General features: G+C 27.1%; 25 protein-coding genes. 16 read left to right on the forward strand and 9 right to left on the reverse strand.

Translation table 11 applies throughout. The features are described 5' to 3' along the window. The first annotated feature begins 183 nt into the window (after positions 1 to 183). A complete protein-coding gene (locus tag B2W91_RS05325; RefSeq protein WP_291579251.1) occupies positions 184 to 1,257 on the forward strand; it encodes a DUF6709 family protein in 1,074 nt (357 codons plus the stop codon). A gap of 104 nt (positions 1,258 to 1,361) precedes the next feature. Here B2W91_RS05325 and B2W91_RS05330 read toward each other — a convergent pair whose 3' ends face one another. From B2W91_RS05330 to B2W91_RS05340, 3 genes are all read right to left on the reverse strand, one after another. Further along, on the reverse strand, positions 1,362 to 2,162 hold the full coding sequence (locus tag B2W91_RS05330) for an aminoglycoside adenylyltransferase domain-containing protein (RefSeq protein ID WP_291579252.1): 801 nt from the start codon (positions 2,160 to 2,162) through the stop codon (positions 1,362 to 1,364). A gap of 385 nt (positions 2,163 to 2,547) precedes the next feature. Continuing rightward, positions 2,548 to 2,949, reverse strand: a complete 402-nt coding sequence (locus tag B2W91_RS05335) for a hypothetical protein (RefSeq protein ID WP_291579253.1) — start codon at positions 2,947 to 2,949, stop codon at positions 2,548 to 2,550. A gap of 27 nt (positions 2,950 to 2,976) precedes the next feature. Next, positions 2,977 to 3,180 (reverse strand): hypothetical protein, encoded by a 204-nt coding sequence (locus B2W91_RS05340; RefSeq protein WP_291579255.1) that lies wholly within the window; start codon positions 3,178 to 3,180, stop codon positions 2,977 to 2,979. 530 nt (positions 3,181 to 3,710) lie between these two features. On the opposite strand from B2W91_RS05340, the gene B2W91_RS05345 reads away from it, so the two are divergent. After that, a complete protein-coding gene (locus B2W91_RS05345; protein WP_291579256.1) occupies positions 3,711 to 4,220 on the forward strand; it encodes a hypothetical protein in 510 nt (169 codons plus the stop codon). 82 nt (positions 4,221 to 4,302) lie between these two features. Here the strand turns inward: B2W91_RS05345 and B2W91_RS05350 are convergent, their stop codons facing one another. Beyond that, positions 4,303 to 5,448 carry a hypothetical protein gene (locus B2W91_RS05350; protein WP_291579258.1) on the reverse strand — a complete coding sequence of 382 codons (1,146 nt, stop codon included), beginning with the start codon at positions 5,446 to 5,448 and terminating at the stop codon, positions 4,303 to 4,305. A gap of 306 nt (positions 5,449 to 5,754) precedes the next feature. On the opposite strand from B2W91_RS05350, the gene B2W91_RS05355 reads away from it, so the two are divergent. The 7 genes from B2W91_RS05355 to B2W91_RS05385 all read left to right on the forward strand — a co-directional run bounded on the left by B2W91_RS05355 (position 5,755) and on the right by B2W91_RS05385 (position 10,621). Continuing rightward, positions 5,755 to 5,967: a sigma factor G inhibitor Gin gene (locus B2W91_RS05355; protein ID WP_291579357.1), complete on the forward strand. Its 213-nt coding sequence runs from the start codon at positions 5,755 to 5,757 to the stop codon at positions 5,965 to 5,967. After that, positions 5,946 to 7,364: an aminotransferase class I/II-fold pyridoxal phosphate-dependent enzyme gene (locus B2W91_RS05360; protein ID WP_291579259.1), complete on the forward strand. Its 1,419-nt coding sequence runs from the start codon at positions 5,946 to 5,948 to the stop codon at positions 7,362 to 7,364. The genes B2W91_RS05355 and B2W91_RS05360 overlap by 22 nt, the downstream gene beginning before the upstream one ends. Before the next feature lie 25 nt (positions 7,365 to 7,389). Beyond that, positions 7,390 to 8,010 (forward strand): dTMP kinase, encoded by a 621-nt coding sequence (gene tmk, locus B2W91_RS05365; protein WP_291579260.1) that lies wholly within the window; start codon positions 7,390 to 7,392, stop codon positions 8,008 to 8,010. Positions 8,011 to 8,106: 96 nt separating this feature from the next. Then, positions 8,107 to 8,436 carry a cyclic-di-AMP receptor gene (locus tag B2W91_RS05370; RefSeq protein ID WP_291579262.1) on the forward strand — a complete coding sequence of 110 codons (330 nt, stop codon included), beginning with the start codon at positions 8,107 to 8,109 and terminating at the stop codon, positions 8,434 to 8,436. A 116-nt stretch (positions 8,437 to 8,552) separates the two neighbouring features. Beyond that, positions 8,553 to 9,497, forward strand: a complete 945-nt coding sequence (locus tag B2W91_RS05375; RefSeq protein WP_291579263.1) for a DNA polymerase III subunit delta' — start codon at positions 8,553 to 8,555, stop codon at positions 9,495 to 9,497. 1 nt (position 9,498) lies between these two features. After that, a complete protein-coding gene (locus B2W91_RS05380) occupies positions 9,499 to 10,407 on the forward strand; it encodes a PSP1 domain-containing protein (RefSeq protein ID WP_291579264.1) in 909 nt (302 codons plus the stop codon). Between the two features lie 10 nt (positions 10,408 to 10,417). Further along, on the forward strand, positions 10,418 to 10,621 hold the full coding sequence (locus B2W91_RS05385) for a ferredoxin (RefSeq protein ID WP_039634950.1): 204 nt from the start codon (positions 10,418 to 10,420) through the stop codon (positions 10,619 to 10,621). Positions 10,622 to 10,707: 86 nt separating this feature from the next. Here the strand turns inward: B2W91_RS05385 and B2W91_RS05390 are convergent, their stop codons facing one another. Beyond that, a complete protein-coding gene (locus tag B2W91_RS05390; protein ID WP_291579266.1) occupies positions 10,708 to 12,000 on the reverse strand; it encodes an NCS2 family permease in 1,293 nt (430 codons plus the stop codon). 195 nt (positions 12,001 to 12,195) lie between these two features. Here B2W91_RS05390 and B2W91_RS05395 point away from each other — a divergent pair, with 195 nt between their 5' ends. Both B2W91_RS05395 and B2W91_RS05400 read left to right on the forward strand, forming a co-directional pair. Next, on the forward strand, positions 12,196 to 12,453 hold the full coding sequence (locus B2W91_RS05395) for a YkuS family protein (RefSeq protein WP_291579267.1): 258 nt from the start codon (positions 12,196 to 12,198) through the stop codon (positions 12,451 to 12,453). Between the two features lie 272 nt (positions 12,454 to 12,725). After that, entirely contained in the window at positions 12,726 to 13,637 is a 912-nt protein-coding gene (locus B2W91_RS05400; protein ID WP_291579268.1) for a LysM peptidoglycan-binding domain-containing protein, read from the forward strand. 66 nt (positions 13,638 to 13,703) lie between these two features. Here the strand turns inward: B2W91_RS05400 and B2W91_RS05405 are convergent, their stop codons facing one another. From B2W91_RS05405 to B2W91_RS05415, 3 genes are read right to left on the reverse strand one after another with little or no spacing between them, the layout of a single operon-like run. Further along, positions 13,704 to 14,363: a type II toxin-antitoxin system VapC family toxin gene (locus tag B2W91_RS05405; RefSeq protein ID WP_291579270.1), complete on the reverse strand. Its 660-nt coding sequence runs from the start codon at positions 14,361 to 14,363 to the stop codon at positions 13,704 to 13,706. 59 nt (positions 14,364 to 14,422) lie between these two features. Next, positions 14,423 to 15,124: an LrgB family protein gene (locus tag B2W91_RS05410; protein WP_291579271.1), complete on the reverse strand. Its 702-nt coding sequence runs from the start codon at positions 15,122 to 15,124 to the stop codon at positions 14,423 to 14,425. Next, positions 15,121 to 15,507: a CidA/LrgA family protein gene (locus B2W91_RS05415; RefSeq protein WP_291579272.1), complete on the reverse strand. Its 387-nt coding sequence runs from the start codon at positions 15,505 to 15,507 to the stop codon at positions 15,121 to 15,123. The genes B2W91_RS05410 and B2W91_RS05415 overlap by 4 nt, the downstream gene beginning before the upstream one ends. A gap of 701 nt (positions 15,508 to 16,208) precedes the next feature. Between B2W91_RS05415 and B2W91_RS05420 the strand changes: the two genes are divergently transcribed. From B2W91_RS05420 to B2W91_RS05430, 3 genes are all read left to right on the forward strand, one after another. After that, entirely contained in the window at positions 16,209 to 16,955 is a 747-nt protein-coding gene (locus B2W91_RS05420) for a tRNA1(Val) (adenine(37)-N6)-methyltransferase (RefSeq protein ID WP_291579273.1), read from the forward strand. Between the two features lie 21 nt (positions 16,956 to 16,976). Next, positions 16,977 to 17,819: a 16S rRNA (cytidine(1402)-2'-O)-methyltransferase gene (rsmI, locus tag B2W91_RS05425; protein ID WP_291579274.1), complete on the forward strand. Its 843-nt coding sequence runs from the start codon at positions 16,977 to 16,979 to the stop codon at positions 17,817 to 17,819. Between the two features lie 178 nt (positions 17,820 to 17,997). Further along, complete coding sequence (locus B2W91_RS05430; RefSeq protein ID WP_291579275.1) at positions 17,998 to 19,152, forward strand: NlpC/P60 family protein; 1,155 nt, start codon at positions 17,998 to 18,000, stop codon at positions 19,150 to 19,152. A 342-nt stretch (positions 19,153 to 19,494) separates the two neighbouring features. Here B2W91_RS05430 and B2W91_RS05435 read toward each other — a convergent pair whose 3' ends face one another. Further along, a complete protein-coding gene (locus B2W91_RS05435; protein WP_291579276.1) occupies positions 19,495 to 19,737 on the reverse strand; it encodes an AbrB/MazE/SpoVT family DNA-binding domain-containing protein in 243 nt (80 codons plus the stop codon). 1,069 nt (positions 19,738 to 20,806) lie between these two features. On the opposite strand from B2W91_RS05435, the gene B2W91_RS05440 reads away from it, so the two are divergent. Both B2W91_RS05440 and B2W91_RS05445 read left to right on the forward strand, forming a co-directional pair. After that, positions 20,807 to 21,457: a DUF1836 domain-containing protein gene (locus B2W91_RS05440; protein ID WP_414633108.1), complete on the forward strand. Its 651-nt coding sequence runs from the start codon at positions 20,807 to 20,809 to the stop codon at positions 21,455 to 21,457. A gap of 98 nt (positions 21,458 to 21,555) precedes the next feature. Further along, on the forward strand, positions 21,556 to 22,458 hold the full coding sequence (locus tag B2W91_RS05445; protein ID WP_291579277.1) for an HD domain-containing protein: 903 nt from the start codon (positions 21,556 to 21,558) through the stop codon (positions 22,456 to 22,458). Positions 22,459 to 23,164 lie beyond the last annotated feature (706 nt).

A 23,164-nucleotide genomic window follows, 5' to 3' on the forward strand; every position in this document is an offset into this window, starting at 1 on the left:
CTGGGTGGCGCCTCCAAAAAAAGAACTTACAAGTATTTACTTGTAAGTTCTTTTTTTATTTAATATTGCAAATAATTTATAAGGTTAAGTTTTAAATCAATATATCGATACTTTATGGGGATAGAAAAAGTCATTTAAAATTTTAATTAATTATTTAATATGAAAAAGGGGGAAAATCATTTAATGGAAAATAATTTTATAAAAAAAGCAATAAAGAAAACTAGTATTAATAGTGGACTGCTTTTTATCTTTGTAATTAGTATAATTACATTAGTATCGTTTAACTATAAAAACAGCATATCATCTATATTAGGAGCTCCTAAAGAAATTAGCACTATAGAAGATTTTGATGAGTATAGCTTGACTGGAGAAGGTCATATAACATTAAATTTAGATTATATGACAGATTCAGGCTATTATATTGCTAAGGATGGTGGAAAAGGAGCAATAACAGATAATATTTATATTGGAATTATTGATGGAAAATTTATTACAATAGCGATGCCGGCTAAATCATCTTCAAAAAATCCGATTGAGATGGAAAATGTATCTATTGTAGCAAAAGAATTTGATGGATTAAATGATGAGGATAATGGAGAATTACTTGAACAAATAAAAGGAGGACTTGCGGAATCTTTTGGGGTGTCTATAGAGGATATGGATAATGAATTTATAGGTATTATGTTCAAAGATTCAAAAACAAATAGGCTACTAGAAAAAATATTTTTAATAGGTGTATTTATTGTATTAATATATTTAAGTGTACTTCTTATAAAAAACTTAATGGCAATAATCAATTATAAAAATAGCAAAGTTATTAAAAATTTAAGTAAATATGGAAATATAGATTATATCGAGAATCAAATAGATCAAGAAATAAACTATCCAGAGTACTCAGATAAAAAATTAATTATTACAACAAATTGGATAATATCTAAGTCTATATATAATGTGAATTTTATGCCTATAAATAATTTAGTATGGGTATATAATATTAGAACAAAGCACTATTACAATGGAATAAGAACAGGAATATCATTTTCAGTAATGTGTTATTCAGATAAGAATGAAAAACTCTTATTCGATGTCGGAGGCAAGAAAAAGGAAGATAAGGCAATAGAAATTGTAAATTTGATTTCACAAAAGGCTCCATGGGCAATATGTGGTTATAGTGATGAAATTAAAAAGGACTTTAAGAAGAATCCACAAAAAATTATTGAAGAAGTAAGAAATATAAAAATGGAAAATTCATTATAAAATAATTTTTAATAAAAACTTTTAGAAATATAAAGATGAAAGGATTAATTAGGTCAAACTAGTTAATCCTTTTTATACATTTATTGTTTCAAAATATGAGATATTTAAGACTTGAGTTTATAATTTTTATTGCAATAATTAATTATATAATAAATAAATTTCTTAGCTTCTTTTGCTCTTTTAATTTTTGACGCATAAAGAGAATCTTTAGAAGTACTTTCCCTTATACGAATAGCTTCTTCGATTATTAATCTCCATTCAGAAGATAAAAATTCAATTGAAAACTTAGCTCCTTCAACTTTTGAGGTTATTTTTTTATTCTCAAGAGTAAATAAAATTCTACATAGAGTTAATATAGAAAATTCTATCCAATTATCAAATAAGAAAACTATGTTTTTATTTAGTTTATCTTTCCAATAGATATTTAAATTGTAATCCATTGTATCTAATACATTGCTCCATTTAACTTCAAAATTAAGGTCACAGGCTTTAGGACTATTTATTTCCACGCCATGATGCTTTAATACCCACCATGTAACATAGTTGATGTCATAATATCCACTAGCATTGAGCTTACCACCAGCAAAATAAGGGTAAGGTGTAATTTGTGAATTACTTTTACCTAAATCATTTACCTGAATGTACATTCCCTCCATCTTTTTTCCATAAGGACTTTCTATATTAAGATTTTTATGCATTGAAGATAATAATCCTAATTCTTGTTTTGATAAAGGAGTTTTGAGTACAGTTATAAAATCTATATCACTTTTATTCTCATCAAATTTGCCTAATGCCAATGAATTATAAACATAAACCCCCAAAAGTTTATCTCCAAAGAAACTGTTAATAGATGAATAATAATCATCTAAAAGTTTTGTTATCATATCAGGAATTTCATTTTTCATAGCTTTACCTCATTAAAGTTATTATCTATATAAACATTATACCTAAAGCTCCTTAATTTGTATGTGATATTTATAAAGATATTAAGCCTTAAAAGAGCTTTATGGTTAAAACTCCATTTTAGAAATTCACTAAANNNTAAATTTTTCATTCTTAATTCTTAATTTTTAAGGGTTTAATCTGTCTTTACAGAAAATTTATTTTCCGGAGTATATATTAAGTTTTCGCGCTGTACTTCTATAACAGTAGGTCAAAACTTAAACTTTTATAAACATCTTAATAGAGTGAAAAATCCAGAGAATAAAAAACTCTGGATTTAACTTTAAACATTTTTTTGTGCAATTACAAAATATGCAATAAAATTTAGTTTTCTTTATTATAATTATTTTATTCTAAGAAAGAAATTAGTATTTCATCGTATTGTAAATTATTATATATATTTCTTAATTCTATTAGTGTATTATCATTTACTTCATACCATGTGCCATTAACTTTTACTAAATTATCTACAAATATTAAAGAACAGTTTAATTCTCCCTTTACCTCTATTGAAAGTAATGGTTCAGTTGTATTCACTTGTTTTGTGGTATTATAATTAAGTGTATTTAAAAAGTTTATAATTTCCTCCAGATCATTTTTTTTAGTTACTTTTTTCATTTTAGGAGGAAAACAAAGTAGCTTTATGGTGATGCTATCAACATATTTTACTGAAATAGACTTTGGATTGTAATCACATGATATAAAGCATAAAGTTAATACAATTAATAACATTATTAAGAACTTTTTCATATTTAACTACCTACTTTTTTATAAAAATCAACGTTTGTATTTTTTAACAGTAATTATTATTACTCCTACTGGAGCTGCAATCATTAATAAGAAAAGAAGTATTTTGCCAATTGATTTTAATAATAAGATACCTACTATTACTGCAAGTACAATCAAAAATGCTTTTTCAAGAAAGTCAGAATCTCGTTTGCAACATTTTTTACGGCCCCAACATCTTCCTCTAGATCTCATAAGATTCCCCCTAAATATTCCTATATATAAATTATGCGAAATATTTATATAAATGACATTATAACTTCAAATGGAAATTGCAAAATATAAAATAGCTAATTTAAATGTCATCAAATGTCTAAAAAAATTTAAAAATTAATTAAACTTTTGATATCAATTCTAGATGGTATAAATATTATATATCTGTAAGGTAAAATTGAGGAAGTGATTATAATATGAGGTTATAGTAAGCTGAATGATTAATTTTGGCAAAAGTATAGAAGATAAAATAAAAAATTCATTATTTAGCTTCTAATCCTAAAATTTTTAATTTAGAGAATATTTGCATTTAAAAGTATGGACAATATAACACAAGATAAATGATGATATATAATAATAGTTTGTAATAAACTCTATTAAAGATGGAATTTAACTATTAGTAAGCTTTAAAAGGCTTTAGTTCAAGTGGATTATTTCCATAAAGCCTAGTATAATACTCTAGGACAAGATAACAAAAAATTTTAAGGTATAAAAATTAGGAGGATTTAGTGATGGGGACTATGTATAAGGAAATTATATATAGAAAAAAATTACCAGTGCTATTATTTTTATTTAGTATAATTCTGATTTTCATATTATTATCAGATTTTATAAATAGTTTGGTAGGAAATATGAGATTTGTTTGTAATATATTCTTTTTACTTTTAACTATAGCATGTTGTATTTTTGAAGCTTATAAGTGTAGTATTAAATATAAATATTCTATAATAGCTGATCAACTCATTATTCATAGAATAAGAGGAGATGTTCAATGCTTGGTAGAAGATATAAAGATAAAAGACATAGAGTATATAGGTCAATGCTCTCAAGGAAGCAAATTTTTTAGAGTTATAAGCCCTAAAAGATATATTTGCTCAATTTTTAAATTAAATAAACATTGTTGTGTTTATAAAATGAATGGTAGAGTTTTAAAATTTTATTTTGAACCTAGCAATGAATTGGTTCGAAAATTAAAAAATGTTAAAGAAAAAAATGCACTGTGCTATGGACAATGTTTATAATAATTAATGTACTTAATATATTAGAGAGTATCAAAGGATAGCTAGTAACTATCCTTCTTTTTTTACTTTTAGGTTATAATAATTAACTATTATCTTTTAGATTTTTATGTAGCTCAATTGTTATTTCTTCTAATAAATCATTTCTTTCAATAAAATCTATAGCAGTTAGTGCAAGAGCTTCTGCTGCTTTTATAATTCTTTCTTTACATAAAGAAGATAAGGTTGATTCTTTAAATTCTAGTGAAGGACAGTTAATATCCTGATCTTCAGTAATTGCTATAGAAGGATATATTGTAGGCGTAGTATGACTAATGGTTCCTATACCAAGAGAATATTCCACAGTTTTAGGGCTGCAGACATTAATAATACCACATTCCTTTAAATTATTAGAAAATATTCTAGACAATATAGCATTACTTACAAGTTCTTTTGAAGGAAGTTCATAAAGAGCTACTTCAGATTTAGCATTTAAAATAGTTTCTAATGTTTTAAGGTAATTTCTAATTTTATGTTCTATTTCTTCTGCATCTTTTATATTAGGGGATTTTATATTAAATTTGAACATTTCTTTAACTTTTTTACCATGAATTTTATTATTTATATCTATACATAAATTATCTATATAACATTTATCGCAGGATGATTTAACCAATTCATTTATAGCACTAAGATTAAAAATAGAATAATCTAAAGAATTGTTATATGGAGTATTTAATATATACTCTATTTTTAATGGAATAGATGCCATAGATGTACCACTTTCAGAGCCGCAATTATCAACATGAGGAGCTAAAATAATATCCATGTCTTCAAATACATTTTCATGGGTCATTTTAATTTCGCTACCATTAGAATAAAGGCCCGGAGAGCCTATTATGATTATACTACCAGAAAGTTTGTCTATTGCCATTCTCGAAGCTATGGCAGCAGCCATTGAAATGGAAGCATTAGCATTATTTCCATAGATATGTCCATCTTTTTCATCAGCACTATATTTGCAAATAATACAAATTTTAGGATGGCCTTCTCCGTATTGACCATAAAAAGCAGTTGGGATACTTAAAAAGTTATCTGTAATATTAAAATCATACTTTTTTAGCATATCTATTAAATATTTTGATGATTTATTTTCATAAAAAGGTTTTTCAGGATTATTATATAAAAACTCGCATAGGGAATAGATATCTTCTTTGATAGTTGATAAAAAACTTATTATATTTTGCTTCAATAAATATCCCTCCATTCAAATTAAAATTCATCATAGTTAGTATATCCAAGAAAAATTTATTTATTGGCATATTTTATAACCTAAAAAATTTTATAATTCATTAAAAACATCTTTAGATTATAATTATATTTTGTCACTTAATAGATTGAATTAAGTAGTGTATTGTTAAAATAGGTAGAAATATTAGGAAATATTTTAGCAGATAATTTTAGTGGACAAAATAAATAATTGATGCCTGATGAATAAAATATAGTACAAGGGGCGATAATTGGGATATATTAAGCTTAGCAATTACAAGGGGGATTAATAATAAAAATGAAATGTATAATATGCGGAAAGCCTCTAAATAATGGTATAATAATATATGGTAGAGGTATTTGTGTTAGCTGTGAACACAGACTAATAAATTCAAATATTGAAACAGACTTCTACGAATTTTATAAAAACTGTATTAGAAGAAATTTAATACAGTTCCTATTAAGAGGAGTGAATAATGAATGTCAAGATTACCACTTGTAGAGGGGCTCTTGAAGTATGTGAAGGAAAATAATATACCCTTTTCTATGCCTGGACATAAAGCGGGAAGGGGACTAAATTATACTAAAGAGGGCATTGAACTTCTAAGTAATATTGTAAGTTGCGATGTTACAGAAGTAGACGGATTAGATAATCTTCATAATCCTGATGGAATAATAAAGGAGTCATTAGAACTTTTAAGTAATTTCTATAATAGTAAAAAGTCTTATTTTTTAATAAATGGGAGTACTAGTGGAAACTTAGCAATGATTTTTTCAAATTTTAATGAGGGTGATAAAATAATAGTAGAAAGAAACTGTCACCGTTCTATATATAATGGAATTATTATGAGGAAATTAAAGCCAATATATATTAAAAATAAGATAAACTATAAATATGATGCTCCTTTTTCCATAGATAAGGAGCATTTTTCCTGTATTATAAGAGAGCATAATGATGCTAAAGGAATAATTATAACTTATCCAAACTATTATGGAATATGCTGTGATTTATCTTATATCGTTAATGAAGCTAAAAAATATAATATGAAAGTTTTAGTGGATTCTGCTCATGGTGCTCATTTTAAAGCAAATGAAAAGCTACCTAAAGATGCTTTAGAATTAGGATGTGATATGGTAGTTGAAAGTTCACATAAAACTATGCCAAGCTTTACCCAAACTGCTTTTCTTCATGTAAACCATGGGGTAGATACTGAAAAAGTTGATTTTTATATTTCATCATTCCTAAGTACAAGTCCATCCTATATGCTTATGGCATCTATGGATTATGGAAGATTCTTTTTAGAGACTTATGGAAAAGATCTATATGATAAGTTAATAGATTTATGTGAAGAGTATAGAATTAAAATAAATAAGTTGGAAAATTTTCATATTATAAGTAAAGAGGATCTATATTCAGATATAGACTTAGATAAAACAAGATATATAATTAATGTTAAAAGTGGATATAGTGGTCATAAACTTTTAGAGTATTTAAGGGAAGAAAAAATTCAGTGTGAGTTAAGCGATGCAAGAAATGTAGTAGCTATATTTTCACCATTTAATGATAGAATTGATTTTGAAGCTCTATATAGAGCTTTAGAGGGATGTAATATAGAAAATCTAAGAGAAAATAGAATAGAAGCTCTAGAGCAGGAAATACCCGAAATAAGGCTATTTCCACATGAGGTTATGGAAAAGAAAAAAATTAAAGTTAATATAAATTCTTCTTTAAATAAAATTTGCGGGACTTCAATTGTTCCTTATCCGCCGGGAATTCCATTGGTAATGCCAGGTGAGATTATAAATAAAGATATTATAAAGTCTATTAATTATTACATTGAAAATCATGTTACAATACTAGGAGTAGAAGAAAATAAGATTAGTATAGTAGAGGAATAGATATTTTAAATTTAGGGAGGAACCTATGAAAAAAGGTTTATTAATAGCATTAGAAGGACCAGATGGTAGCGGAAAAAGTACTCAAATAAAAATGCTTTGTGATTATTTGGAAAATAAGAATCATGAAGTTCTATTAACTCGTGAACCAGGAGGAACATCAATAAGTGAAAAAATACGTCAGATTATATTAGATAACTCAAATTCAGAAATGGGCGATATGTGTGAAGCACTATTGTATGCTTCATCTAGAGCACAACTTGCAGAGGAGGTTCTAAAACCAGCTCTTGAGAGAGGCTGCATGGTACTTTCAGATAGGTTTGTATATTCATCTATTGTGTATCAAGGCATAGGTAGAGGACTTGGTATCGATAGAATTAAGTATATAAATGACGCTGCACTTAATGGAGTAAAAGCAGACTTAACTATAATGATTAATGTATCTTATGAAGAGGGATTAAAGAGAAAATCAAGCCAAAGAGATTTAGATAGACTCGAAAATAGCGGCAACAATTTTCATAAGAAGGTTTATGAAGGATATCAGTATATTGCAACCAATATGGATAATATAATAGTTATTGATGGAAATAGAAGTTTGCAAGAGGTTCATGAAGATATTGTAAGAGAAGTAGAAAAATTTATAGGTTAATAAAAAATATATTCAAAAATATTTAAAGAATATGATAGAATATTTATAATATATAAATAATAAAGTTTATATATTGAGATTTAAGGAGGGATTGTTATGAAACTAGTTATTGCAATAGTACAAGATGATGACGCAGGTGATTTAATAGACGTTATAACTGAGAATGGATTCAGAGTAACAAAACTTGCTACCACAGGAGGATTTTTAAAATCAGGAAATACTACATTAATGATTGGTGTTGAAGATGACAAAGTTGATACTGTTCTAGCATTAATAGAAGATCTGTGCAAGGTTAGAAAGCAAATAGTTTCATCGCCTTCACCGGTAGCAGGTTCAACAGGGGTGTATGTACCTTATCCTGTAGAGGTAGATATTGGGGGAGCTACTATATTTGTAGTAGACGTAGACAAATTTTTAAGAGTATAATAATATAAACTTGAATTTAATAATGTGCAGTAAAATATAGTATTTTACTGCACATTATTTATAGACTTAATGCAATATATGAACTTGTAAATTTGTAATATATTAGGAGGGGCGCTGTGGGCTATAAGAGTATAATAGGACATGAAGAAATAATTAAAACTTTTGATATTACAATAAATAATAATAAATTTTCTCATGCTCATATTTTCTTAGGAGAAGATGGTATTGGTAAGAGTGTTATTGCTAAGAATATAGCGATAAAGCTTATTGGAGAAAGTGAATATAAGGATTATGTTGATATCGTTCATTTTAGAACAGAAAAAAATAAAGCCTCTATAGGAGTAAATGCTGTAAGAGAGCTTATAGAAGAAATTAATAAAAAACCTTACCAATCGGAAAAAAAAGTTGTTATTATCCATGAAGGTCATAAAATGACTATTCAAGCGCAAAATGCGCTTCTAAAAACAATAGAAGAACCACCTAAGAATGTTTTTATTTTTATTTTATGTGAAAATATAGAAAGTATATTGGATACTATTAAATCTAGATGTCAAATACATAAATTTAATACCTTAAGTGAAGATGATATGCGTACATATTTACAAGTTAATTATCCTGAATTAAATGAGGACAATATAGCATTATTGCTATCTTTTAGCAATGGCATTCCAGGAAAAGCTGAATTTTTAATGAATAATGAAGAGTTTAGAGAATTAAGGAATAAGGCTATAAATATAATATTACTCTTAAACAATATGAGAGAATTAGATATATTTAAGGAAGATGAATTTTTTACGAAGAACAGTAATATGTGGGAAGATATAATGGAAGTTTTTATTTCTTTTATAAGAGATACAATTATTTATAAGGAAGTTGGTTCTCAAGAACTAATTATAAATAAAGATAGACTTGAAGAAATAAAACAATGTGCAAATATGTTTTCATTCACTAAATTAAATGATATTATTAGTATAATAAATGAAACTAGAGAGAACATTGATAGAAATGTAAATAATTTGTTAGCTTTTGATGTTATGTTACTGAAGATGCGGGAGGTGTAACATGGTTACAGTAATTGGCGTTAGATTTAAAAAGGCTGGTAAGATATACTACTTTAATCCAAGTGGTTTAGATATAAAAAAAGGTGATTTTGTAGTAGTTGAAACTGCTAGAGGAGTGGAGTTTGGAGAATGCGTAATTGGAATCAAGAACATTAGCGAAGAGGAAATAGTTTCTCCACTTAAGAATGTTATAAGAAAAGCAGAACCAGAGGATATAGAGAAGGATATTGAGAATAAGCGAAAAGAAAAAGAAGCCTATGATATATGTATTGAAAAGATATCAAAACATGGATTAGATATGAAGCTTATAGATGTTGAATATACATTTGATAATAATAAAGTTATATTTTATTTTACAGCTGATGGTAGAGTAGATTTTAGAGAGTTAGTTAAGGATTTAGCTTCTATATTTAGAACTAGAATTGAGTTAAGACAAATAGGGGTTAGAGATGAAGCTAAGATGACAGGAGGACTTGGTCCTTGTGGAAGAACCTTATGTTGTTCCACGTTCCTAGGTGAATTTGTTCCTGTTTCAATTAAGATGGCTAAAGAACAGAACTTATCATTAAATCCTACAAAAATATCTGGTATATGTGGAAGACTTATGTGTTGTTTAAATTACGAACAAGATATATATGAAGAAATAAGAAAGAAACTTCCAAAGGTTGGATCGATAGTTGATACACCTTATGGTGAGGGTGAAGTAATTAGTAATAGCGTAATTAAAGAAAGTGTTAAAGTTAAGGTTCGGATCAAAGATGGAGAAGATGAATTAAAGGTTGTAAAAATTGAAGATTTAACATTAATTTCTGGTAGCTATGAGGATATTATTAACGATGTAGATATAAAAGAACTGGAAAGCGAAGTAGAAGATCCAGATATGATAAAAGAATTATTTAAGGAAAATTAGGAGGAAAAATATGAAATCAGTACTTAAAGTGTGTGATATGGTGACATCAAAAGATATTTCTAATGTTAGAAGTGCAATTTCAAATAATCAAGGAGTTCTAGCTTGTCAGATATTAACTGAAAGCAAGGAAATTGAAATTGTATATGATGACTACTTTATTAGTATTGATGATATTATTGAATCAATAGAGGACAAAGGATATACAGTACTGTAAAAAAAAGCGGCTTAGTCCGCTTTTTTATTTATAGTATATAAAAATTTAAATCTTTATCTTTCAAAAAAGCGTGACAAAGTCACGCTTTAAATATTAATTCCATGTAGTATGAAGTAAGCTAAGAATAATAGCGAAATAATGTACATGGAAGTTGACAATTCTTTTTGATCTTTTTTAAAGAACTTCATCATCGGGTAAGCTATAAAACCAAATGCTATGCCATCAACTATGCTATAAGTCAAAGGTATTAGCACTATTGTTAAAAAAGCGGGAAATCCTTCCGTAAAATCTGAGAAATTAATATTTTCTACATTTTTTATCATTAATCCGCCTATTATTATTAATATTGGTGAAATTGCTGCATTAGGTATTATTTTTATAAATGGTATAAATAATAGTGAAACAAGAAATAGCATACCAGTAATTAGTGAAGTAAGACCGGTTTTCCCACCAGCAGTTATACCAGCAGTACCTTCCACAGTTGACACAGAAGGACTTGTACCTAATAATCCACAGCATAAAGTGGATAATGCAGTTGCTTTCAATGCAGAGTTAAACTTATTTTCAGATTTTAGCATTCCATTTATTTGACCATGTAACAACCCTATATTTTCAAAAACTAAAACTAGAGTTAATGAAAATGTAGCTATCCAAAAGGATAAAGTAGATATTTGGCTAAAATCCATACTAAAAAACAATTTGTTATAGCTAGAAATATCAATACTACCAAAGTTGATTCCAGTAAGGTCAATAATATTAAAACCAAAACAAATTAAAGTTCCAGTGATAATACTAATTAAAAATGCACCAGGAATCTCTCGTAAAAATAAAAATAAGGCTATTGCTAAAGTTATTAAAAACGCTAAAACTTCTGGAGAATTTAAACTTCCTAATGCTACAAGGTTTTTGGCATCACTTATAATTAGCCCACTCTTTTGAAGGCCTATAAAAGTAATAAATAAACCTATGCCCACTGTTATTGCTTCTTTTAATGATTCTGGAATAGCTTTTGATATTATAGTAGATAATTTTGTAAATGCTACTATAGAAAAGAGAATTCCAGACATAACTACTGCTGCTAAAGCTTGCTCATAACTTAATCCCATAGATTTAACTATAGTGTATGTAAATAATGCATTTACTCCCATACCTGGCATTAATATTAATGGTGAATTACTTATAAATGCCATTAATAAACAACCAACTAATGAGGCTAAAACAGTAGCTACAATTTGTCCTTCTAAGGGCATTCCTGTATCACTTAAAATACTTGCGTTTACTACAATTATATACACTGCAGCAAAAAATGAAGTTAAACCTGCAGTAAATTCATTTTTAAAGCTTACTTGATGTTCTTTAAGGTTGAAAAATTTTTTCATCCTCTCTACCTTCTTTTTCTATATCCCTCACCCACCCTCATCTATAAAGATGCATTAAGATTATAACATAAAGTAAAAAATAATTGTTACATATTTTTTAGAAAAACTTTAACTATTATTTTATTTAAGATGGCTTAATTTGAATATACTTAGGAAAAAGGGTTAATACTAGGATTAGAGGGAGGCGAGTTGCTTATGAAAAAAGTTGCTGTTCAAAAGGGATTAAATCCAGTAAAAAGTTATTTGAATCAAGAGGGATATACAGTTAGAGAATTTGATAGAAACAAGAAAAACGCAGAGAGTTTTTTAAATAAATTTGATGCTGTAATAGTAACTGGAGAAGAAGAAAATATAATGGGAATACAAAATACATCAGTTAGTGCTCCAATAATTAATGCTGATGGTATGACCCCACAGCAAGTAAAAGATCAATTAGAAAATCAATTTAAATAATAAAATTAATTTAAATGGGAAAAATCTAAAGGGATTTTTCCTTTATCATTTCAACTTTTAGATATAGGTATATGTTATAACTTTAATATTTAAGTAGAGTATACGATGTTTTTACTTTATCTAAAATGAAAATTTGTCACATTTCTAACTAATTGTATTATTTCGTAGATTTAATATAAAAAATTATAAATAAATTTTAGAAAAGTGAATAAAATCCAAATATCTGTTAATTATTTAAATAGAAATTAGAAATTAGTGAGGTGTATTACATTATGAAATTTAAAAAGGAAATAATTGCAGCTATAACCTGTGCTGTAGTTTTAGTAGGAATTTTTTTAACTGTTAGCTTTATAGGAAGAAAAGATGCTGCCTTATCCACTAATAATGGGAATGAGAAAAAGGTAACAGAAACTGAAAAGGATAAGAAAAAGCAGGATGAAAATAAAGACAATGAGAGCAAAAAAACTAACAACAAAGAGACAAAGGATAAAGAAAATAACGATAAAGAAAAGAAAGTAGAAACTAATAATCCTGATAATCCTGAAGAAAAAAAAGCTAATGAAAAGAAAGTTAATAACAACAATGACAAACCGCAAGAAGACAAAAAGGAAAATGAAAATAAGCCTTCAGATAAAAATCCTAATTCAAGTTTAAATGAAGAAGAGGGAACAAAAGAAGGAGTATATGTAATCCAGCAAAATGACACATTATACAGTATAGCTAATGCATACATGCCAAGTCATGATACTAGCTTAGTTATAGAAACTATAATGAAAAGAAATAATTTAAATAGTTCTAATAAAATAATTCAAGGACAAGAAATTATAATTCCTTATGAAGTTGCTTTAGAAACTAAAGCTACATCAGCTTCAACAGAAGATGACAAGAAAAAAGATAACTTAAAAGAAAATAACAAAAATACAGATGACAAAAAGGAGCCTTCAAAAGAAACTGACAAAAAAGTAGATGAGAAAAACACAGATGAAAAAAAGGAAGATAATAAAGAAAAATTAAGCGGAAATAAATATGAAATAAAATCTGGTGATAATTTATATAATATAGCTAAAGAAAAAATGCCTGAGATTTCATTAAAAGAAGCAGTTGAAAAAATTAAAGTTCTTAATGAAATAAAAGATGAAAATGCTATAAGAGCTGGAGAAGTAATATATATACCAGCTAAATAATTTACAATAGTTATATTACTCCTAAAAATATAGTAACCCTATAAGCCTAATAATTGACTTATAGGGTTATATTTTTAATATACTTATACTACTACTTTCTGCGTATAAAAAATCACTATCTAAAGTTAGCAAATAATTAATGCAATGACACTCTGCAGTTGCTAATATAGTGGCATCATTCACAGAAATTAAATGTTTTACCATAAGCTCTTTAGCTTTTAATATACAATCTTTATTTATGTCTAAATAGTTGAATTTTATAGTGTTTTCAAGCTGAGTATGCATATTAACAGCAGTTTTATAATATATGGCTAATAAATCCTTCTTCAAAACGTTTTTAGAAAGGTTATCGAAATACTTTTTATAAGGTATATCAACAAGCTTATCAGTTCTTTTTTCTTTAAGTGTTTTTCTATCGTACTTATTAAAACTAGATAAAACGGTTCGTATATTATTACGACTATTGAAAGGTGTGCTATTCCCAGATTTAAACTGCATATCAAGCATAAATACCTTATACATAATTTGATTTAATACCTCAGAAGAAATCACGGAGGTAACGTATAAAATACATTTATTTAATAACAATTTTCTAAGAACTTCTATACATTCAGAATGCTTTATATCTTCATCATAAACTAAAGATAAAAGAAAGGAGGCATCTAGCATTATTGCAGTGCTTTCATCAAATGTAACACTTTTAAAGGGATATAAAATCATTTCCATAAGATATACCTTCTTTACACGTAGTATATTTAAAGTTTATTAAGGTATATCTTTAGTTATTACATTAAGATGTTAAAAATCTTTAATATTATTGGACTTAAGCATACAGTAATTAATCCAGCAATACCTATAGCTAGTCCACTCATTGCACCTTCTGTTTCTCCTATCTCTATTGCTTTTGTTGTACCTACTGCGTGAGAGGAAGTTCCTATTCCTATACCGATAGATAAACTATCTTTTATCTTGAATATTTTAAATACTAAAGGTGATATTATAGCACCAATTATTCCTGTTATAATTATTGCAGTCACCGTAATAGCGGGTATACCTTGAAGTTGTTTTGAAATTTCCATACCTATAGGTGTGGTAATAGATTTAGGTATTAGTGAAAGGGCAATAGTATTATCTATATTTAACAATTTACACAAAACAATAATAGAAATCATACCTACAAAACTACCAACAGTTATACCAATAATTATAGGTAATGCATTTTTTTTAAATAAATCAATTTTATTATAAAGTGGAAGTGCGAGAACTATGGTTGAAGGGGTTAAAAAGAAAGAAATTAATTTGCCTCCACTATTATAGTCTTCTAATGGGATTTTAAATATTACTAAGAATGATATTATAAACATCGTAGATAATAGTAAAGGATTAAATAATGCTATTTTAGTTTTTTTACTAATGTACTGTGCCAATATGTAAGATAATAATGAAATTAGTATAGCAAATAATGGTGTTGATAATAATTCCTTCATTTAGTGTTCACTTCCTTATAGATATTCTTAGTCTTTTTATTTTGTAAAGATGATACAAATTGTACTGTATAAGTAGTTACTAATAGCACTATTATTGTCGTTACTACACATACAATAAATATTTTAAATATGTTTCCTTTTAAAATATCAAAGCACCCAAGCACTCCCACACTTGCAGGAATAAAGAAAAATGCTAAATTACTTAAAAAATAATTACATACATCTTCTATAGCTTTAGGCTTAATTATTTTAGTCATTAAGGCTAAAAGTAATAAAAGCATACCCAATACATTTCCTGGTATAGGTAAATTAAGAAGGCTACTTATAGCTTCGCCAAGAAATGTAATTAGCAGTATGATAGATAGTTGCTTTAAAATCTTCATTTCATCACTCTCGTTTCTCTAATTATTTAATTTAAAAGTTAACTATGTTTTAAAATAAAGATTATATTTATGAAATTTAATCTTTAAAACTTAGCTGTTTTATAACTATTTTTATAGACCAGCTAAATTTCAATAATATCCTCTTAAAACATCACTTAAAAATTTAAAGCAAGAAATTAAAAAAAATTATTTCCATTGTATATTTTAATACTTTTTGGGCAAATATACTAATATAAGATTTAATCAAAATATAAAACCCTAGAAGCAACATGCAAGTATTATATTTTAGTTTATAGTGTTTATTTAGTAAGTATACACCTATATAAATTTGTTTGTTGCTTCTCCCCCTATAAAGAAAAATTATACCTTGTTTAAAAATATAGATGGCTTAGAACCGAAAGGTTCTTTTTTATTTGGCAATATAAACTATTTAGAACTTTAAACACAAATAAATCATAATTAAATGAAATTTTTAGCTCATTATTATATAATGTTTTCTATATTTAATATTAAGGCATATTCAAAAATAACTGATCATTACATTCGTCTATTTTGCCTCATACTGCATGATAGGAATAACAGGATAGTCTAACTATCAAGTAGGTTGTTTTCTTTTCTTACACAAGATATACTTGTTTTTTGAAAAGCTGTTTTATATGTCTAAGTTAAAAAGGTACTTTCATTAAAAGTGAGGTTTAAATATGAATTTTATAAAAGATAATGAAACATTAGATGATTTGCAATTAAAAGGCATTCATGTTATCCAGAAAAAAGAAGGTTTTAGATTTGGTGTGGATGCAGTGATTTTAGCAAATTTCTCCAAGGTTAAAAGAAATCAGCGAGTTATAGATTTATGCAGCGGAACAGGGATAATTCCCTTTATTCTATCAGGAAAGACAGAGTGTAATAGTATGATGGGGATAGAGATCCAAGAAGAGTTTGTAGAGATGGCAAATCGCTCAGTAGCTTATAATAAGCTTCAAGATAGAATTAGCTTTGTAAATGGAGATTTAACAGATATAAAGCTTTTAAAGACTATTCAAAAAGCTGATGTAATAACAGTTAATCCACCATATAAGCTTCATAATTCAGGGATAATTAATATGAATGATAAAAATGCTATTGCTCGCCATGAAATATGCTGTAAGCTAGAGGATGTTATAATAGCATGTAGAATACTATTAAAGGATAGTGGGAGAATGTTTATGGTCCACAGACCAGATAGGCTTATAGACATAGTAACTCTTATGAGAAAACATAAGATAGAACCTAAGAGGATAAGAATGGTTCACCCTTCTCCAGGAAAAGCACCTAATATAGTCTTAATAGAAGGGCAAAGAGATGGTGGTGCCTTTTTAAAATGGGATGAACCACTAAATGTTCATACTGAAGATGGTGGATATAGCGAAGAAATAATAAAAATGTATAATTCTCAAGTTTTAAAATAATTATTGCAAAGGATGATTTAAATGAGTGGTAAATTATATCTAGTACCAACTCCTATAGGAAACTTAAAAGATATAACTTTAAGAGCATTAGAAGTATTAAAAATGGTAGATGTTGTGGCTTGCGAGGATACTCGCCAAAGTCTAAAGCTATTAAATCATTTTAATATAAAAAAGACCTTAATTAGTTATCATAAGCATAATGAAAATGGAAAAAGTGAAGATATAATTGAAATGTTAAAAGAAGGCAAAAACATTGCAATTATAAGTGATGCTGGTACACCAGGAATTTCAGATCCTGGTGAAGTAATAGTAAAAAAATGTATAGAAGAAAATATAGATTTTGAAGTGCTTACAGGTGCGACGGCTATCACGACAGCACTTGTTTACTCAGGATTAGATACAACTAAATTTATTTTTAGAGGATTTTTACCTAGAGAAAATAAGGATAGGAAACCTATTATTGATGATTTAGTAAACAGAACGGAAACCTTAATATTTTACGAGGCACCTCATAGAATACTAAATACGTTAGAATTCTTACATGAAAATTTAGGAGATAGAAAAATTGCAATATGTAGAGAGCTTACTAAGATGTATGAGGATATTATAAGGATGACTTTAGGTGAAGCTATAGAATACTATAAAGAAAATTCACCTAGAGGTGAATATGTTTTAGTTTTAGAAGGAAAAAGTTTAGAAGAATTGCAGGAAGAAGAGCGCTCTAAGTGGAATAACTTATCTGTAGAAGAACATATTAAAACTTATATAGAAGAGGGATTTAGTAAAAAAGATGCCATAAAAAAAGTTGCAAAAGATAGAGAAATGCCAAAATCTGAGGTTTATAAGTATTCCATTAATATATAAGTAAGTGCATATTTTCTCAAAGATGTATATATATCAGCTTAAATGGTATATTATAACACATATTTTATAGAAAAAGTAAAGTTTTTGTAACAAAATAAAAGAAATCTTGGTTGAAACCTTGAGTTTGTCCTTTAAATGGTGTTATAATTAAAAGGAAATTTTACTGGGAGGGATTGATGTGAATAAAAAAATCGTAGCAATTGCAATGGCAATGGCAATAGTGACTTCGAATATAGGTGTAATAGCTTATGCTAATCCATATGAAAGTGATTATAATGAAAAAAATAATGAATATGAAAGTGCTCAAGAAAAAGTAGACGAAATAAATGCAAAAATTCAAAAATTAGACAATGAAATATCAAACTTAATTGTTGAAATAGACGAAACGAATGGTAAGATAGCTAAAACTGAAGATGAAATAGACAATACTAAAGAAAATGTGAAACAAACAGAAGATAACATGGTTGAAGAGGAAGAATTGTTCAATCAAAGAATGAGAGCTATGTATATGAATGGAATGGATAGTTATATAGAAGTTATCCTAAATTCAGAAGGCGTTTCAGATTTAGTTTCAAGAGTTGAAAATGTTAAAGAATTAATAAACTATGATAAAGAGCTTATGACTGAATTAACAAGTAAAAAAGTTACATTAGAAAAGCAAAAATCAGAACTAGAAGATAAAAAAGCTGAATTAGTAGCTCTTAAAGAAGGAATTGACAATAAAAGAAAAGATTTACAAGTTATGAAAGAAGGCCATAATAAAGAGTTTAAAGAAGCTAGAGCAAAAAGAGATGAGTTACAAGCAAAAGTAAATGAATTAGAAAAACTTAAAGAAAGTTATGTAGAAACACCATCAAGAGGCGGGTCAGATGATAGCTATAGTTCAAATGACTCAAACTCAGGAAATGGTGATTACACTAATTCAGATACTTCAGATAATCAATCAGTTAATCCACCAGTTAATCCGCCATCAAGTAGTGCTAGTGGACAAGCTATTGTGGATTATGCTTATAATTTTTTAGGTATCGCCTATGTTTGGGGTGGAAATGATCCATCAGGATTTGACTGTTCTGGATTAACTCAATATGTGTATGCAAAGTTTGGCATAGATATTACAAGAACTACTTACACACAAATTGGACAAGGTTCATATGTGTCAAGAGACCAATTAGTTCCTGGTGACCTAGTATTCTTTGGATATGGAAGCCCTGATCACGTTGGTATCTATGTTGGAGGAAATCAGTACTTACATGCTCCAGAATCAGGCGATGTAGTTAAAGTATCTCCAATGACTAGAAGTGACTATATGACTGCGAGAAGAATAGTTTACTAATAGACAATAGAGATAAAGGTTTTATATTAAATATCGAAAATAATTTTTGTATATATAGACTATTGATTTTCAATGGTCTATTTTTTATAGGATTACTTATTTTAATTCTATCATTATAAAGCTTAAAGAAAGTTAAAAAAGGATTACAAAAATTAATTTAAAATGAAAATATGTAATGTATTATAAAAAAACATAACCATGTAGCATTTAAATGGGCATAATAAGCTGTAATTCCGATTTTACAGGTTAATATATAGAAAATGATGTATGGATTTTAAAACCTTTTAAAACATAATAAAAACGCTAGCAAATTTATGCTAGCGCATTTTATTATAAAAGTGATTATTCAGCTTTTAATGATTCTAAACAGTTTTTACAAACGTTTTTAGATTTGTAGTTTATAACATCTCTAGCATCTCCACAGAAAATGCAAGCAGGTTCGTATTTTTTTAATATTATTTGCTCACCATCTACATATATTTCTAGAGCGTCCTTTTCACCTATATTTAATGTTCTTCTTAGCTCTACTGGGATAACGATCCTTCCAAGTTCATCTACTCTTCTTACAACACCAGTTGATTTCATAATGTATTTCCTCCTAACGCAAAAAAGTTTTTTCGACAAAATATTATTTAATATTATATATTCTTAGGTATTTAGCATAATTTCTTATAACCTATACTCTTATAAAGTTACAAAATTTCTACTAAATTCCATCTATAGTTAATATACTACCATATTATACAATTGTCAATATTATTTTTGATTTAAAATACAAAAATTTACACCAATGATAAACGTTGAAATCAAGCGATTCATTGATAAATAAGGCGGTTGTACTTAAAAATTTAACAATTATATTAATAAAATATTTTAAGAAATAAATGTAACAATATGGTTATAGCATTAAACAATGTCGAATATTACAAGAAAACCTTATATATTATGGTTAAAAAAGTAATTTACATATATAATAATATATATTTTTTCGAACTAAATACTTCACAGAACAATTTAAGATATTATATGTTCTTTTACTAAAATCAAAATACATAGCTAGTTTTATTTATTTCCAAAAATTTTCATATTTATTTTTCAAATATTAGAGTGCATGTATTTATATACTTAAAAAAATTAAGAATATAATATCATTTAAGCGAATTTCCATAAATTACATAATACTTAATAAAAGTATACAAAAGGACACTAGATACAATAAAATGACGGATTTAATTCAATTATTTCCACAAAAATATAACAAGTTATACACAGGCTAATTGTTGATAATGTGGATAATTATATGTAAATATTCACAGTTATAAACAATAATATTGAAGAGTGGCATGAATAAAGGGAAAGTTATGCACAGATTTTGTGAATAACTTATAATAAAATGTGTATAACTTGTTGTGGATATCATTAAATGATGTTGATAACTAAAAGATTGCAATATTTTATTTCCTGATTTGCAATTAATATAATATTGTCGAAATTAATAATAAAAAACAGCTTTCAAGGGACGAATAATATGTGTTTTATGGTTAAAAATAATTTGTAATAAGTTTATATATAACATATAATATGAATACGGAGAAAATATTAAAAATTTTTAAAATTAATGTAGTAATAAATAAATTGAATCTGAGGTGAGCATATGGAGAATAATTCGAATCAAGAAAATAATAATGTGAAAAAAGGCTTTAGCCCTGAGGCTCTATCTAATATATTAGGCAGAATATCTGTTATGGCAAAGGAGATTGCCGAAAAAAGTGTAATCTCTTATGAAGACCTACCACAATATGATTTATTTTTATCACAAGTAAAGGATTACTTAAATGATAGATTTGATGATGATAACTTTACTAATAATATACTTCAAAACTATATAAAAAGTGAAGTAATATCTAAGCCAGAAGATGGGAAAAAAAGAGGTTATACAAAAATTCACTTAATACAATTAGTTTTGTTAAGTTATATGAGGCCTATACTTACTACAGAAGAAATAAGAAAAGTATTTAAACTAGCATTCAATGAAATAAATGATAGAGAAGATGATATCTTATCATGGGAAGATACTTATAAAGTTTTTTCAAAGATGCAAGAGGATAGTTTTAATGCACTTTTCATAGATGAAGGATTTAATGATAAAGAAAAATTAAGTGATTACTTTAAAAATCATGATTTTAAAGAAGAAGAACATGAAAGAATTCTTGTGTTTTTGGTTGTAATGACATTAGTAGCTCAAGCTAGCTCAATTAAAAAGCTTGTAAGAAGAATTGTTAGCGAATATACTGATGAAAATTAGAAATCACAATATTACCTAATAGTATGGATAAAATATTAGCATATACCGCAAAATAATTATAGATTTAAGAAATTATTTTTGGTATAGGAGCTGAATATATGAAACAATTACGTATAATTGATATTAAGGATAAGCAATTTTCCCAAAAGTTTATCATGCTTGTCATGATTAAAAAGAAGTTTTATGATTCTGAAGGAAGAGTAATGCATTATGTGGGAGATAATAGTGGAGATTTAAAGGTATTTATACCAGAAGGTACTAAATATAATATAGGCGATGTTATAAAAATAGAGGCAGTTTCAGATGGCAAATTTAAAATAAATAAATCTGAAAAAATAGAAAATTTTAGAATGGAAGATTTTCTCCCTACTGTTAAAAGATCTATAGAAGATATAATGAATGAGCTTAAATCTATATCCGATGAAGAATTTAAAGATAATGAAGTAAAAGCATTAAATGATTATTTCTTTAATAATATAGAATTTTTAGATAAATTTAGAAGAGCAATTGCAGGATTAAGTCAACATCATGGATATTTAGGTGGACTTGCTGAGCATACTCTAAATGTTACCTATTTGACTAGGGTTTTTGCATATAGATATAATTGCAAACATAAAGAAATTGCTATTTTAGCTGCAAAGCTTCATGATATAGGTAAAATATATGAATATAATTATGATGGGCCATTTTCTATGAGTATGAGGGGAGAAATGGAGGGGCATATAGTAATAGGTATAAATATGATAGAAGATGCATTTAAAGATCAACCAGAACTCTATACAGAAGAGTTCAAACATAGAATAAAGGGATGTGTGGTTCAACATCATGGTAAGGTTGAATATGGCTCTCCTAAGGCACCTAATACTGAAGAGGCTTTTATAGTCCATTATGCTGATTATGTGGATGCTACAATGAATAAGGTAGAACAAATTAAGGATATAACTAAGTCAGGAACGTGGTCCGAATATGACAGGAGAATTGGTACAAAATTATTTGTATGAAAATAAAAAAGCTATGAATTTTCATAGCTTTTTCAGTTAGGCATCTGAAAGAAAATAATAAACCAAAGATGTTAGCATATTTTATATCAGACAAGGCGTCAGGTTCTGCTCATAGTGATGCTATGGGCAGGTTCTGACAACGTAGTATGATGGAAAATAGGATAACATACTGGTCTATTATTTTTTTGAAGATGCCTTATTTTTATATAACGGGTGTTAAATAATTTTTTGTAAAAAACTATGATATTAACACAGTTTTATTAACAAGTACTTGGTGCAACCATACTTGATACTACTTTAAAAGTTTCTCCAAAAATTGTTTTTGAATAGAATACTTTACAGTTTTCAAATATCTCTGCTTCCTCATTATCTACAACAAATTTTATTCCCTCAATTGTTTCTGTTATATCGTTTTGCTTCTGCTCATCCAGAACAGCTCCTAAAGTTGGGCCACCTCAACCAAAGCCTTTGATCATCAACCTGAAAGCACCTTTATCACTTTTTTCAAGCTTATTTAAAAGAGCATTTTTTGTTTTTTCGTCAAATGATATTTTCATTAAAATTTTCCTCCTTTATTTTAAGTAGTTGGTTATAATATTAGTGTACCAAAAACTTATGATATAAATCATTTAGTTAATGGTAATGTTTAGCTATATATCAAATTTAGATTATTAATAAAAATATTTAGTATACTTGTATAACTTAT

The organism is Clostridium sp. UBA6640 (assembly GCF_002455975.1).
Lineage (GTDB): Bacteria > Bacillota > Clostridia > Clostridiales > Clostridiaceae > Clostridium_J.